The sequence below is a fragment of the Burkholderia sp. Bp9142 genome, assembly GCF_003853415.1.
In the GTDB taxonomy this organism is placed as follows: domain Bacteria; phylum Pseudomonadota; class Gammaproteobacteria; order Burkholderiales; family Burkholderiaceae; genus Burkholderia.
The window spans coordinates 45819-60053 of sequence record NZ_QTPP01000008.1; the positions used below are offsets into that span (position 1 = coordinate 45819).

The 14235-nt window shown below is 69.5% G+C and carries 10 protein-coding genes; 3 read left to right on the forward strand and 7 right to left on the reverse strand.

The features are described from left to right. Positions 1-64 precede the first annotated feature (64 nt). From DIE22_RS11265 to xylA, 5 genes are all read right to left on the reverse strand, one after another. Positions 65-1264, reverse strand: a complete 1200-nt coding sequence (locus DIE22_RS11265; protein ID WP_124497435.1) for a sugar ABC transporter permease — start codon at positions 1262-1264, stop codon at positions 65-67. Continuing rightward, positions 1261-2820, reverse strand: coding sequence for a D-xylose ABC transporter ATP-binding protein (xylG, locus tag DIE22_RS11270; RefSeq protein WP_124605101.1), 1560 nt, complete (start codon positions 2818-2820; stop codon positions 1261-1263). The genes DIE22_RS11265 and xylG overlap by 4 nt, the downstream gene beginning before the upstream one ends. Before the next feature lie 70 nt (positions 2821-2890). Continuing rightward, positions 2891-3919: a D-xylose ABC transporter substrate-binding protein gene (gene xylF, locus DIE22_RS11275; protein WP_124605102.1), complete on the reverse strand. Its 1029-nt coding sequence runs from the start codon at positions 3917-3919 to the stop codon at positions 2891-2893. Between the two features lie 110 nt (positions 3920-4029). Further along, complete coding sequence (gene xylB, locus DIE22_RS11280; protein ID WP_124605103.1) at positions 4030-5508, reverse strand: xylulokinase; 1479 nt, start codon at positions 5506-5508, stop codon at positions 4030-4032. A gap of 4 nt (positions 5509-5512) precedes the next feature. Next, a complete protein-coding gene (xylA, locus tag DIE22_RS11285; RefSeq protein WP_124605104.1) occupies positions 5513-6835 on the reverse strand; it encodes a xylose isomerase in 1323 nt (440 codons plus the stop codon). A 269-nt stretch (positions 6836-7104) separates the two neighbouring features. On the opposite strand from xylA, the gene DIE22_RS11290 reads away from it, so the two are divergent. From DIE22_RS11290 to DIE22_RS11300, 3 genes are all read left to right on the forward strand, one after another. Then, positions 7105-8298, forward strand: a complete 1194-nt coding sequence (locus tag DIE22_RS11290) for a DNA-binding transcriptional regulator (protein ID WP_124605105.1) — start codon at positions 7105-7107, stop codon at positions 8296-8298. A gap of 27 nt (positions 8299-8325) precedes the next feature. Next, the gene (locus DIE22_RS11295; protein WP_124605106.1) at positions 8326-9414 is read left to right on the forward strand and encodes an aldose epimerase family protein; all 1089 of its coding nucleotides are present in this window, start codon (positions 8326-8328) and stop codon (positions 9412-9414) included. A gap of 311 nt (positions 9415-9725) precedes the next feature. After that, positions 9726-10886, forward strand: coding sequence for an arabinogalactan endo-beta-1,4-galactanase (locus DIE22_RS11300; RefSeq protein ID WP_124605107.1), 1161 nt, complete (start codon positions 9726-9728; stop codon positions 10884-10886). A 51-nt stretch (positions 10887-10937) separates the two neighbouring features. Here DIE22_RS11300 and DIE22_RS11305 read toward each other — a convergent pair whose 3' ends face one another. Then, complete coding sequence (locus tag DIE22_RS11305; RefSeq protein WP_124605108.1) at positions 10938-12233, reverse strand: sugar efflux transporter; 1296 nt, start codon at positions 12231-12233, stop codon at positions 10938-10940. Positions 12234-12237: 4 nt separating this feature from the next. Continuing rightward, positions 12238-14208 (reverse strand): beta-galactosidase, encoded by a 1971-nt coding sequence (locus DIE22_RS11310; protein ID WP_124605109.1) that lies wholly within the window; start codon positions 14206-14208, stop codon positions 12238-12240. Positions 14209-14235 lie beyond the last annotated feature (27 nt).

Sequence of the window (14235 nt, forward strand, 5' to 3'; positions counted from 1 at the left end):
AACGCCATGAGCCGTCCGTCCCCTCGACCAGCGGCGATCACGCCCGCGCGGCCCCCGCGGCCCCTCACCGCCGGTTCGAACGCGACACCACGTCGATCCACACCGCCAGCACCAGCACCGCGCCCTTGACGATCATCTGCCAGTACGCGTCGACGTCGAGCATCGACATCCCGTTGTCGAGGCTCGCCATCACGAGCGCGCCGATCAGCGCGCCATAGACGGTGCCCGACCCGCCGCGCATCGACGTGCCGCCGATGAAGCACGCGGCGATCGCGTCGAGCTCGCCCATCGTGCCGGCCGACGGCGAGCCGGCCGCGAGCCGCGCGGTGTTGACGATGCCCGCGAACGCGCACATCAGCCCCATCAGCGCGAAGATCGCGAGCTTCACGCGATCGGTGTCGACGCCCGACAGCCGCGTCGCCTCCAGGTTCGAACCCACTGCATAGATGCGCCGGCCGAACACGGTCTGTGTCGCGACCCACGAGAACGCGCCGAGCATCACGAGCAGCAGCAGCACGGGCACGGGAATCCCGCCGTAACGATCGAGCGTCGCGACGAACGCGAACAGCACGGCACCGGTGCCGACGACCTTCGCGACGTCCTGCCACCGCGGCGCGACCGCGAGCCGGTAGCGGTGCCGCGTCCGGCGCTGCCGGATGACCAGCAGCGCGACGAGCGCGAACAGCAGCAGCGCGAGGCCGTCGCCGGCCGCGCGCGGCAGATAGCCCTGCCCGATGAACACGAAGCCCTCGGACACCGGCGCGATCGTCGAGCCGCCCGTCACGCCGAGCAGGATGCCGCGGAACGCGAGCATCCCGCCCAGCCCGACGATGAACGACGGCACGCGCCGGTAAGTCGACCACCAGCCGTTGAACAGCCCGACCAGCACGCCGAGCGCAAGCACGGCCGGCACCGTCGCGGCGACCGGCCAGTGACGATTGACGTCGAGGATCGCCGCGACGCCGCCGAGCAGCCCGAGCAGCGAGCCGACCGACAGGTCGATCTCGCCCGCGATGATCACGAACACCATCCCGCAGGCGAGCATCCCGGTAATCGACATCTGCCGCAGCAGGTTCGACACGTTGCGCGGCGTGACGAACGCCCCGTCGGTCAGCACCGAGAAGAACACCCAGATCGCCGCGACCGCGAACAGCAGCGCGAGCACCTTGTAGCGCACGAAGACCTGGCGCAGCGGATGGCCGTGCGCGCGGCGCGCGTCGGCGTCCGGCGGCACGGCGGAAGAGGAAGACAGTTCGGTATTCATGACGCACTCGCTGCAATGGGTTCGGCCGGACGCCGCGCGGGCTTCAGCGCGGCGCCGAGGATCTGTTCCTGCGTGAGACCGTCGTTGACGAAATCGCCGCGCAGCTCGCCTTCGCCGATCACGAGCACGCGATCGGCCAGCCCGAGCACTTCCGGCAACTCCGACGACACGACGATCAGCGCGACGCCGCGCTTCGCGAGCGCAAAGATCAGGCGGTAGATTTCCGCTTTCGCGCCGACGTCGACGCCGCGGGTCGGCTCGTCGAGGATCAGCACCTGCGGGTCGGCCAGCAGCATCCTGGCGAGCACCGCCTTCTGCTGGTTGCCGCCGGACAGGCTCGCGATCGGCAGGAACGGATGCGCGGCACGCACCGACAGCCGCTGCATCTCGGTGCGGATCGCGTCGAGTTCGGCGGCCGCGTCGATCCGCCCGTGCGCGGCGAAACGGCGCAGCACCGACAGCGTGATGTTGTGGCCGACGCCGAGCTGCGGCACGATCCCGTGGCGCTTGCGATCCTCCGGCACCATCGCGATGCCGGCGCGAATCGCATCGGCCGGCGAGCGGATCGCGAGCGGCCGGCCGTTCATCCGCACGGTCGCCGTGCTCGCGCCCGGATACGCGCCGAAGATCGCCTGCATCAGCTCGGTGCGGCCCGCGCCGACGAGCCCGGCGACACCGAGGATCTCGCCGCGCCGCACGCTGAACGACACGTCGTCGACGCGCTTGCGGCGCGGGTTCGCCACGTCGTGGCAGGTCACGTTGCGCGCCTCCAGCACGACGTCGCCGATCTCGTGCGGCTCGCGCGGATACAGATTGCGGATCTCGCGCCCGACCATCATCGCGATGATCCGGTCGGTGCTCAGCGTGCGCATCGGCTCGGTCGCGACATGGCGGCCGTCGCGGATCACGGTCACGGTGTCGCACACCGCGTCGACTTCGTCGAGCTTGTGCGAGATGTACACGCATGCGACGCCGCGCCGCTTCAGGTCGCGCACGATGTCGAGCAGGATGCGTGTCTCGGCCGCACTCAGCGACGACGACGGCTCGTCGAGAATCAGCAGCTTCGCCTGCTTGTTCAGCGCCTTCGCGATCTCGATCAGCTGCTGGTGGCCGCCGCCGTAGTTCATCACCGGCTGCGCGACGTTGATCGCGTCGATGCGCAGCTCGCGCAGCAGCGCTTCAGAACGCCGCACCATCTCCGCGTAGTGCATGCGCCCGCCGGGCAACGTGATCTCGTTGCCGAGAAAAATGTTCTCCGCCACCGACAGCTCGGGCACGAGCATCAGCTCCTGGTGGATGATCACGATGCCTGCACGCTCGGTGTCGCGCACGCCGGACGCGACGAGCGGCGCGCCTTCCCAGCGGATTTCGCCATCCCACGTGCCGTGCGGGTAGACCCCCGACAGCACCTTCATCAACGTCGACTTGCCGGCGCCGTTTTCGCCGCACAGGCCGACGCACTCGCCGGGGCGCACGCTCAGGTCGATTCCGTCGAGCGCCTTCACGCCGTCGAATGCCTTGACGATGCCGCGCATCGTCAGCAAGGGTTCGGTCATACGTTCATCGCCTCGCAGTGAGCACGCGGCCGCCGCAGGGCCGGCCGCGTGCGTCGTTCCCGTCGTGCCGTCACTGGCTTGCGAGCTGGGCCTGGGTGTAGAAGCCGTCCTTGACGACGACGTCGACGTTGCGCTTGGTCAGCAGCGTCGGCTGCAGCAGCACCGTATCGACCTTCTTCCTGCCGTTGTCGTATTGCGCGTTGAACGCCGGCTTCGTGCCCTTCCCGAGATCGACCGCGAGCTTCGCGGCTTCGCTCGCGATCAGCTTCAGCGGCTTGTAGACGGTCATCGTCTGCGTGCCGGCGATCACGCGCTTGACCGCCGCGAGATCCGCATCCTGCCCCGACACCGGCACCTTGCCGGCCAGGTGCTGCGCGGCGAGCGCCTGGATCGCGCCGCCCGCGGTGCCGTCGTTCGACGCGACGATCGCGTCGATCCGGTTGTTGTTCGCGGTCAGCGCGTCCTCGACGATCCGCAGCGCGGTCGACGCGCTCCACTCGGGCACCCATTGCTGGCCGACGACCTTGATGTCGCCGCGGTCGATCGCCGGCTTCAGCACCTTCAGCTGGCCCTCGCGCAGCATCTTCGCGTTGTTGTCGGTCGGCGCGCCGCCGAGCAGGAAGAAGTTGCCCTTCGGCTTCGCGTCGACCACGCCCTGCGCCTGCAGTTCGCCGACCTTCTCGTTGTCGAACGAGATGTACGCGTCGACGTCCGCGTCGAGGATCAGGCGGTCGTACGACACGACCTTGATGCCGGCCTTCCGCGCTTCGGCGACGACGTTGCCGAGCGTCTTCGAATTGAACGGCACGATCACGATCACGTCCACGCCGCGCGAGATCAGGTTCTCGATCTGGGAAATCTGACGTGCCTCGCTCGCGTCGGCCGACTGCACGGACACCTTCGCACCGAGCTTCGTCGCGGCCGCGACGAAATAGTCGCGATCGCGCGACCAGCGCTCGACGCGCAGGTCGTCGATGCAGAAGCCGATCTCGGGCTTGTCCTTGCTCGCATGCGCGAGCGGTGCGCCCAGCGCGAGGATCGCCAGCGCGGCGGCGCCGGCAAGGGAACTCAATACGGTACGACGCGTCACGGAATTCATCGTCTCCACTCCTTATTATGGAACCACCTCACGAACGCCGGGCGGCCGCCGGAATGGGCCGCCCGCATCGAGTCACTGCAAAACACGGGACCGCACCGGCGCACGGCCGGTCACGCACCCGCTGCAAATACCGGTTCGAGTGCGCGGTAAAGCGCGCGAAACGTCGGACGCCGCGCGTCGCGATACCACGCGTGCCGCGCGAAGTCGGGCTCGCGCACCGCGACGACCGGCGGCTGCGGGCACACGTCGTCGAGCGATGCATCCGGTTCGAGCGCGAGACGCACAAGGCGCGCGGCGCCCAGCGCCGGGCCGACCTCGCCGCCCGCGCGCAGCGTCAGCGCGCGGCCGCTCAGGTCGGCGAGCATCTGCGTCCAGTACGCGCTGCGCGAACCGCCACCGATCACCGTGATGTCGTCGGGCGCGAGCCCGGCCGCATGCAGCGCGTCGATGCCGTCGAGCAGCGCGAAGCCGACGCCTTCGAGCGTCGCGTTCGCGAGATCCGCGCGCTGCGTGTCGGGCGTGAGTCCGTAGAACACGCCCTTCGCATTCACATCGTTGTGCGGCGTGCGCTCGCCGCTCAGGTACGGCAGGAACCACGGGCGGCTGTCGCGCGCGTTCGCGTCGGCATCCGCGAGCAGCGCCGCGACGCCGTCGTAACCGGTCAGTTGCGCGGTGAAGTCGATGCAGCCGGCCGCGTTCAGCATCACCGACATCAGGTGCCACGTATCGGGCAACGCATGACAGAAGCTGTGCACCGCCGATTCCGGGTTCGCGCGAAATCCGTCCGACACCGCGAAATACACGCCCGACGTACCGAGCGACAGCAGCGCATCGCCGGGCCGCACGATGCCGACGCCCACCGCGCCGGCCGCGTTGTCGCCGCCGCCGGCCACCACCGGAATCTCGCGCAGTCCGAGCGCGCGCGCGACGGCCGGCAGCAGCGTGCCGGTCACGCGATTGCCCTCGAACACGGTCGGCATCTGCGCGCGCGACAGCCCGCACGCGGCGAGCAGCGTGTCGTCGTAGTCGCGCTTCGCGACGTCGAGCCACAGCGTGCCGGCGGCATCCGACGGATCGGTTGCAAACGCACCGGTCAGCCGGTAGCGCAGATAATCCTTCGGCAGCAGCACGTACGCGATGCGTGCGAACACGTCGGGCTCGTGACGGCGCACCCAAAGCAGCTTCGGTGCCGTGAAGCCCGGCATCGCGACGTTGCCGGCTACGGTACGCAGCGCAGGCGCGAGCCGCTCGAGTTCCACGCACTCCGCATCCGCGCGGCCGTCGTTCCACAGGATCGCGGGACGCAGCACGTCGCCATGCGCGTCGATGAGCGTCGCGCCGTGCATCTGCCCGGTCAGCCCCAGCGCCTGGATGTCGCGCGGATCGATGCCGGCCGCGCGGGCTTCAGCGACGAGCGCGGCGAGCGCGCCGCAGGCGGCATCCCACCAGTCGCGCGGCGCCTGTTCGGACCAGCGCGGCCGCGGCCGGCTCACCGTCAGCGGGCGGCTCGCGCTCGCCCGCACCGCACCGTCGCGGTCGAGCAGTACCGCCTTCACGCCCGACGTGCCGAGATCGAGTCCGATATACATGGCGTCAGCGCAGCCCGTAGATCGCCTGGTTCACGATATTCTCGAGCCGCTCCTGCGCACCGCTCGCATGCCGCGGGTCCACGCCGCGCGCGAGCGCATCGTCCGCAAGCGACTGCAGCGTATAGCCGCCCGACAGGATCTTGCGGCCAAATGCGTCGTCCCACCGCGCATAGCGCTGCCGGCGCAGTGCATCGAGCCGGTCGTTCTCGACCAGCACCGCCGCGCGCTCGAGCGCGAGCGCGAGCACGTCGATCGCGCCGACGTGGCCATGGAACAGGTCTTCCGGATCGACGCTCTGGCGCCGCACCTTCGCGTCGAAATTCATCCCGCCGGTGGTGAAGCCGCCGTGGCGCAGGATCTCGTAGAACGCGAGCGTCAGCTCCTCGACGCTGTTCGGGAACTGGTCGGTGTCCCAGCCGTTCTGCGCGTCGCCGCGGTTCGCGTCGACACTGCCGAACACGCCGAGCGCGAACGCGTTCGCGATCTCGTGATGGAACGAGTGACCGGCAAGCGTCGCGTGGTTCGCCTCGATGTTCACGCGGATCTCGTTCTGCAGTCCGTACTGCACGAGAAAGCCATGCACGGTCGCGACGTCGTAGTCGTACTGGTGCTTGGTCGGCTCCTGCGGCTTCGGCTCGATCAGCAGCGCGCCGTTGAAGCCGATCCGGTGCTTGTGCTCGACGACCATCGACAGGAAGCGCGCGAACTGCTCGCGCTCGCGCTTCAGGTCGGTATTGAGCAGCGTCTCGTACCCTTCGCGGCCGCCCCACAGCACGTAGTTCTCGCCGCCGAGCCGGTGCGTCGCGTCGAGTGCATGGCACACCTGGGTCGCGGCCCACGCGAACACGTCGGGGTTCGGGTTCGTCGCGGCACCGGCCGCGAAGCGCGGGTGCGAGAACAGGTTCGCGGTGCCCCACAGCAGCCGCACGCCGCTCGCCTGCTGGCGTTCGCCGAGATAATCGACCATCCGTGCGAAATTGGCCGCGTACTCGCGCAGGCTGTCGCCCTCCGGCGCGACGTCGGTGTCATGGAACGTATAGAACGGCGTGCCGAGCTTCGTGAAGAACTCGAACGCCGCGTCGGCCTTCATCCGCGCGCGCTCGAGCGCGTCGCCCGGCTGCTGCCACGGCCGCCGGAACGCGCCCTGCCCGAAGATGTCGTGGCCCGGCCATACGAACGTGTGCCAGTAGCACACGGCGATCCGAAGATGCTCGGCGAGCGTCTTGCCAAGCACGCGCTTCTCGGGATCGTAATGGTGGTAAGCCAGCGGGTTGTCCGACTGCGGACCTTCGTAGCGAATCGCGGGAATGTGTTCGAAATACGACATGGCGTCTCCGTGCGGGGTCTTGTTGCGGCGCAACGCGCGTCGTGACGACGCACGCGGCCGAATTCGATCTGGCTGGATCGTGCCCGCGCGCCCGCCGGCCGGCAATTGCGAAATTGCGCAGCACGCTTAATGTTTCTTGCCAGCCGCGCTCGCGCGGCGCGCGTTCCGTCCTACAATCGCCGGACACCAGACGATCGCGCGCCGCCGCCCCGGGCGCGCGCCCGGAGACAACGGCACGGCGCCCTGGCGGCGCTTGCCCCGAGACCGACATGACCCGCGCCCCTTCCGCCCAGACACCGCACCGCATCGCGCTGCTGTTCAACGCGAACAAGGTCTATGACCGCGAGATCATCAGCGGCATCGGCCAGTACCTGCACACGACGCGCGTCGTGTGGGACCTGTTTCTCGAAGACGACTTCCGCTGCCGGCTCGCCGGCATCGAGCGCTTCGACGGCGACGGCATCATCGCGGACTTCGACGATCCGGCCGTCGCCGACGCGCTCGCCGGTTCGCGGCTGCCGATCGTCGCGGTCGGTTCGTCGTACGAGGATCCCGCACAGTATCCTGACGACGTCCCCTATATCGCGACCGACAACCCGAAGCTCGTGTCGCTCGCGTACACGCACCTGATCGGCGCGGGGCTCGCGCATTTCGCGATGTACAGCCTGCCGGTCGCGCAGGAGAACCGCTGGGCGCAGCAGCGCGAGCTCGCGTTCGACCGGCTCGCACGCGCGGACGGGCTCGATGCGCCGATCTATCGCGGGCTGTCGACGAGCGCGTCGGGCTGGAATCACGCGATCGAGCAACTGATCGGCTGGCTGCATGCGCTGCCGAAACCCGTCGGCGTGATCGCGGTCACCGATGCGCGCGCGCGCCACTTGCTGCAGGCGTGCCTGATCGCCGGCATCGCGGTGCCGGAACAGGTCGCCATCATCGGCATCGACAACGATCCGCTCACGCGCACGCTGACGCGCATTCCGCTGTCGTCGGTGATCCAGGGCACCGAGGAAATGGGCCGCACCGCCGCGCACCTGCTGCACCGGATGCTGCGCGGCGCGCGCTTTCCCGGGCAGCGCATCCTCGTGCCGCCGGTCGGCATCAACGTGCTCGAATCGACCCGCCACCAGCCGCTCGCGAGCCCGCACGTGATGCGCGCCCGGCATTTCATCCGCCAGTACGCGTGCCAGGGGATCAAGACCGAACAGGTCGCCGACTATGTCGGCGTGTCGCGCTCGCTGCTCGAAGAGCACTTCCGGCGCGAACTGCAGCGCACCGTGCACCAGGAAATCCTGCGTCACAAGCTCGAGGCCGCCCAGGCGCTGCTTGCGAGCCGCAATGCGTCGAGCGCGGAAGTCGCGATCCGCTGCGGCTTCACGTCGCTGCAGTACATGTATGCGGTGTTCCGCCGCGAGCTCGGCTGCACCCCGCGCGAATACCAGGAACGCACCACGCCCGCCCACTGAATTCACCGCCCACGAGCGAACCCACTCATGCATATCGATACCGACTCTTCCCGCCCGGCAGCCGACGTCGCCCGAATCGCCTCCGAGCCGTGGGGCGCGCTGCCCGGCGGCGATCCGGTGCGGCGCTACACGCTGCGCAACGCGCACGGGATGCGCGTCGTCGTCAGCGATCTCGGCGCGACCGTCGTCTCATGGCTCGCCCCCGATCGCACCGGGCGCTTCGCCGATATCGTGCTGGCCCACGACACGCCGGCAGAGTACGTCGAATCGGGTGCCTACCTCGGTGCCACGGTCGGCCGCTGGGCGAACCGGATCGCGGGGGCGCGCTTCACGCTCGACGGGATCGACTACCCGCTCGACCGCAACGAGAACGGCAACCTTCTGCACGGCGGCGCGAGCGGCTTTCATCGCGCGCGCTGGGACGTGATCGACGAGCGCGGCGGGCTGACGCTGCGGCTCGATTCGCCGGAAGGCGATGCGGGATTCCCGGGCAACGTGAGCGTCCAGGTACGCTACACGCTCGACGACGACGGCACGCTGACGATCGACTATGCGGCGCGCACCGATGCGCCGACTCCGCTGAACCTGACGAATCACAGCTACTTCAACCTGAGCGGACGCGCGGGCAGCGACGTGCGCGGCCATCTGCTGCACATCGATGCCGACGCATTCGTCGAAGTGGACGACGCGCTGATCCCGACCGGCACGGCCGACGTGACGGGCACCGCGTTCGATTTTCGGCAGAGCGCGCCGATCGGCGCCCGCCTCGACTGGCCGCATGCCCAGCTCGCGCGCGGACGCGGCTTCGATCACTGCTATGTGCTGCGCGACCCTGGGCGCGGCGTGCGGCCCGTCGCATCGATCTACGATCCGGAAAGCGGCCGGGAGCTCGCCGTGTCGACGGATCAGCGCGGGCTGCAGCTCTATACGGGCAACTACCTGGACGGCGTGCGCGCCAGCGGCGGTGTGTCGTGCGTGCAGCATGCGGCGCTGTGCGTCGAAGCCGGGTTCTTTCCGAACCAGGTCAACATGGACACGTTGCGCGACGAAACGATCCTCGGCCCGGGCGACACCTATCGCCAGACGACGCGGTATCGGGTCGGCGTGCGCGGGTAGCGGCCCCCCGCGGGCCCTGCACGCGGCCGTTCCGGCATGCCGTCGGCACGCATCCGCCGCACACGATCATTGCCGCCTCACGCCGGGCTCCGGCGCATGAACCGCGAGCGAATCCGGTCCCCTCGACTTCCGTCATCCGCACGCCTCATCGCCAGATAGTAGGCAACGCACGCGATCTTTGCGCAGGCATCGGCGGCTGCGCTACGCTCGTTCCGGCCTCATGTCGAGGCCGAAAATTTAAGCGCTTAAACCGCCGAGGCCCGCGATCTCGCGATCGATCGACCGGGCCCGACACTGGATGGAGGATGACAATGAACAGACGATCGATGTTGCGCTGGAGTGTCTCGACCGCGGCGCTCGCATGCGTCGACCTGACCGGTGCGCTGCCGGCCGTCGCGCAAGGCGTCGCGCGCACCGCGGGCGGCGCGCCGTTCGCGATGGGCGCCGACGTGTCGACGCTGCCGGAGCTCGAGGCGCACGGCGCGCGGTACTTCGAGCGCGGGCAGCCGCGCGACTGCCTGAAGATCCTGCACGCGCATGGCGTCGACTCGATCCGCATCAAGGTCTGGAACGATCCCGGCAATCCGGACTTCTTCCCCGCGAACCAGAGCGCCGCGACCGGCTACAACGATGCGGCCCATGTCGTTGCACTCGCGAAACGCGCGGCCGCGCTCGGCATGCGCATCCTGATCGACTTCCACTACAGCGACTGGTGGGCCGATCCCGGCAAGCAATACCCGCCGCACGCGTGGGCCGGCAAGAATCTCGCCGACACCTGCGCGCTGTTGTCGGCCTATACGACCGACGTGCTGCGCCAGCTGCAGCGCGCCGGCGTGCGGCCCGAGTGGGTGCAGATCGGCAACGAGATCACGGGCGGCATGCTGTGGCCGCTCGGCCGCTACGACCAGTGGGACAACCTCGCGCAGCTGCTGAAGACGGGCCGCGATGCGGTGAAGGCCGTCGATCCGCGCATCAAGGTGATGCTGCATATCGACAGCGGCGGCGACAACGCGAAAAGCCGCTGGTGGTTCGACAGCGCGACGCAGCGCGGCGTCGCATTCGACGTGATCGGCCTGTCGTATTACCCGCAGTGGCAAGGCTCGCTCGACGACCTGCGCAACAACGCGAACGACCTCGCGGTGCGTTACGACAAGGAGCTGATCGTCGTCGAGACCGCGTATCCGTGGACCACCAGCGACGGCGACTCGGAACCGAACGCGATGACGAACACCGGCTCGACCCCGTTCCCGCCGTCGCCTGCCGGCCAGGCGCAGTTCCTCGCGGCGGTCGTCGATATCGTGAAGGGTGTGCCCGGCAAGCGCGGCAAGGGCGTGTTCTGGTGGGAGCCGGAATGGATCCCGACGCCGGGTGTCGGCTGGAAGGTCGGCGCAGGCGATCAGTGGGACAACAACACGCTGTTCGACTTCCACGGCAATGCGCTGTCGTCGCTCGACGCGTACCGCCGGCGCTGACCCATCCCGGCATCACGCCATCACGGCATCACCGCACCGGCGCATCCCGCGTCAGTGCGGTGTATCGAAGCGGCGTCGGGCAGACGCCGTCGTGCCGCTTGCATCACGCGCACCGCCCCGCTCGCCGCGCGCGTCCCGGGCGAGCAGCGCGAATGCGACGAGCGCAAGCCCGCAGCACCCCGCGAACGTCGCGCGATAGCCGAACAGGTCGACGCACGCGCCCGACAGCACGCCCGACGCGATCGAGCCGACACGCGCGGTGCTGAAGAACATCGCAGTCGCGGTGCCGGGGCGCGTGGGCATCAGGTCGCAGACGCGCGTCAACCCGAGGCACGACGTGATCGCGACCACGCAGGCGCTCAGCAGTTGCAGCGGCAGGATCATGCCCACCTGTGTCACCGCCGCGAGCCCGATGAAATACGCGGCATGCACGGCCGCGCACGCCGTCAGCCAGCGTGCCTTGTCGAGTCGCGTCGAACGGATGCCGAGCCACAGCATCATCGGAATCTCGAGCAGCGCGGCAAGGCCCAGCGCGGCCGAGACATTCGTCGGTGTGCCGCCGAGTCCGCGCACGATGAACAGCGGCAGCACGATCATCGTCGCGTTCGCGGCAAGCCCCATCAGCGTGAGCGCGACGAGGGTTCGCCGCACGGTCGCGCGCGACGCGACGACGACAGCCGCCGCATCGGCCGGCAGCGCCGCAGCGCGCTCGACCGCACTCACATGAACCGCCGCCGGCCTTTGTGCAGGCTCCGGAATCCGCGCGACGATCGCCGCGCACCCGACAAAGCCGGCGGACGCCGCTAGAAAGAGCCCCGTAAAGCCGCTCTGCGCGAGGATCAGCGCGCCGAGCGCGGGACCGAACACCCACGCAATCGACAGCATCGTGCGCAGCGCGGCCGACGCGAGCTCGCGCTGCGCATCGTCGTCGACCGGCAGCACCGCGCGGGCGAACGCAAAGATCTGCGACAGCGACACGGCGCCCGCGCCGAGCAGGATCGTGCCGGCCGCGATCACCGGCCCGTGCGCGCGCAGCACGCACAGCAGCGCGAAGCCGAGCGCGGCGGCCGCGAGCGATACGACGAGCAGCGGCCGGTGGCGGTCGCGGCGATCCGACCAACGCCCGGCCCAGGTGCTCGCGACGACACCGCTCGCCGCGATCAGCGTCATGAAGATGCCCGCGAGAAACGGCGACATCCCCGCCGCCTCCACGCCGAACAGCGACAGGTATGGCGCGGTAAACGACATCGCGATGCCGAGCATCAGCGCCGCCGCGGACAGCGGCACGAAATGCGCGATCCCCGCGAGGCGCGCGAAATGCAACCGCGGCGACTGCAATGACCGCATCGCGTCAGTCCGGCTCGACCCATGCGGCGACGTCGACCGCGCCGAGTCCGGGACCGCCGAGCACGAAGCGCGCACCGTCCGGCGCGGGCAGCGTGCACGGTGCGTCGCCGTAGTTGAACGCGAACACGACGCGCCCGCGCCGGCGCAAGCGCACGCCGTCCGGCAGCGCGCGCACCGGCAGTCCGGCCTCGCGCGCGCAGCGGCCGATGATCGCGCGCAACAGCGGGCGATCGAAGCAGGCGGTCGCCATCGTCACCCGGCCGCGCCGCACGAGCGCGGGCACGCCGTCGTCGCATGCGGCGAGCACGTCGATACCGGCCGCCGATTCCGTATCGACGTGATCGCGCCATGTCAGCGCATGGCCGTCGACGCCGTCGAACATGACGCGCGGCGCGAGCGACGGCCGCAGCGACTCGACCTGCCCGATCCGCACCGGCAGCACGTCGCGCAGCTTGCCCGGTGCGAGGCCCGGCACGATCGCGAAGTCCGCGGTGCGGGACCCCGTGCGCGGCCCGAACAACCAGTGTGCGTTCCCGCGCGCGGCTTGCGCGACGACGCGATCCGGCACGACCGGCAGCGTCGGCGCGACGACGAGCGCATAACGCGACACGTCGGCATCGGCCGCGACGATATCGACGTCGAGCCCCAGTTCACGCAGCGCGCGATACCAGTCGAACGCGTGCCGTTGATAGTCGAAGTCGGCGCCGTGCGGCTGAATCCGGATCATCCAGTCGGCCGTGTAATCGAACAGCAGCGCGACGCGGGCCGGCTCGCGCGCGCCGGCGACGAGCGCGGGATCCAGCGCGGCCAGCTCGCGCGCGACGCGCGCCACTTCGTGGCCGCCCGGCGACAGCCGGTCGTCCGGTGCATTGAGTCCCGAGTGCAGCTGCTCCTGCGCATGCGGATACTGCCGCCAGCGGAAGTACGACACGAGCTCCGCGCCATGCGCGAACGCTTCCCACGTCCACAGCCGCACCGCGCCGGCGTGCGGCACCGGGTTGTACGGCCCCCAGTTGACGGGTCCCGCCTGTTGCTCCATCACCCACATCCGGCCGTTGCCGACACCGCGATACAGGTCGTGCGAGAACGCGGACACGTCGGGATGCCCGGTGCGGGCCCAGCGCCGCTTGTCGGCTTCGTCGAGCGGCAGCACTTCGGTGCGCGGCACCGGGTAGCTGTCCCACGCGGCAACGTCGAGGCCGCCGCGCGCGAACGCGTAGTGATCGAACTCGGTGAAAAAACCCATGAAGTTGTGCAGCACGTCGCGCCCCGGCGCGTGCGGACGGATCGCCTCGACCTGCGCCGCATGAAACCGCGCGACCTCGTCGGACTGATAGCGCCGGAAGTCGAGCAGGTGCGCGGGATTCGCATCGGTCGGCGTATGGCGCGGCAGTTCGATTTCGTCGAAACCGCGATATTCCATGCTCCAGAACACGTTGCCCCACGCGCGGTTCAGCGCGCCGATATCGCCGTAGCACACCGCGAGCCACGCGCGAAAGCCGTCGCGCGCCGCACGCGTGTAGCTCGGCAGCGTGTTGTGGCAGCCGAGCTCGTTGTCGGTCTGCCATGCGATCACCGCCGGATGCGCGCCGTAGCGCCGCGCCATTGCGTCCGCGATGCGCACGCAGTGCTCGCGATACACGGGGTTCGCGATGTCGTAATGGCGCCGCGAGCCGAATTGCCACACGGCGCCGTCCGCGCCGACCGGCAGGATGTCCGGATGGCGATCGACGAGCCACTTCGGCGGTGCGGCGGTCGGCGTGCCGAGCACGATCTTCAACTGCCGGCCGGCGAGCGTATCGATCGCTTCGTCGAGCCACGCCCAGTCGTAGCGGCCGGGCTCCGGCTCCATCCGGCTCCACGCGAATTCGGCGATCCGCACGCGGGTCAGGCCCAGTTCGGCCATCCGCCGCGCATCGCGTTCCCATTGTTCGCGCGGCCAGTGTTCGGGGTAGTAGCAAACGCCGAGGTGCATCGTGGATTCCTTGCAGAAGAAAGAGGA

Excerpts from the sequence above, each read along its gene's own strand:
- DIE22_RS11265 (WP_124497435.1), bottom strand. The coding sequence starts at position 1,264 with ATGAATACCGAACTGTCTTCCTCTTCCGCCGTGCCGCCGGACGCCGAC.
- xylG (WP_124605101.1), bottom strand. The coding sequence starts at position 2,820 with ATGACCGAACCCTTGCTGACGATGCGCGGCATCGTCAAGGCATTCGAC.
- xylF (WP_124605102.1), bottom strand. The coding sequence starts at position 3,919 with ATGAATTCCGTGACGCGTCGTACCGTATTGAGTTCCCTTGCCGGCGCC.
- xylB (WP_124605103.1), bottom strand. The coding sequence starts at position 5,508 with ATGTATATCGGACTCGATCTCGGCACGTCGGGCGTGAAGGCGGTACTG.
- xylA (WP_124605104.1), bottom strand. The coding sequence starts at position 6,835 with ATGTCGTATTTCGAACACATTCCCGCGATTCGCTACGAAGGTCCGCAG.
- DIE22_RS11290 (WP_124605105.1), top strand. The coding sequence starts at position 7,105 with ATGACCCGCGCCCCTTCCGCCCAGACACCGCACCGCATCGCGCTGCTG.
- DIE22_RS11295 (WP_124605106.1), top strand. The coding sequence starts at position 8,326 with ATGCATATCGATACCGACTCTTCCCGCCCGGCAGCCGACGTCGCCCGA.
- DIE22_RS11300 (WP_124605107.1), top strand. The coding sequence starts at position 9,726 with ATGAACAGACGATCGATGTTGCGCTGGAGTGTCTCGACCGCGGCGCTC.
- DIE22_RS11305 (WP_124605108.1), bottom strand. The coding sequence starts at position 12,233 with ATGCGGTCATTGCAGTCGCCGCGGTTGCATTTCGCGCGCCTCGCGGGG.
- DIE22_RS11310 (WP_124605109.1), bottom strand. The coding sequence starts at position 14,208 with ATGCACCTCGGCGTTTGCTACTACCCCGAACACTGGCCGCGCGAACAA.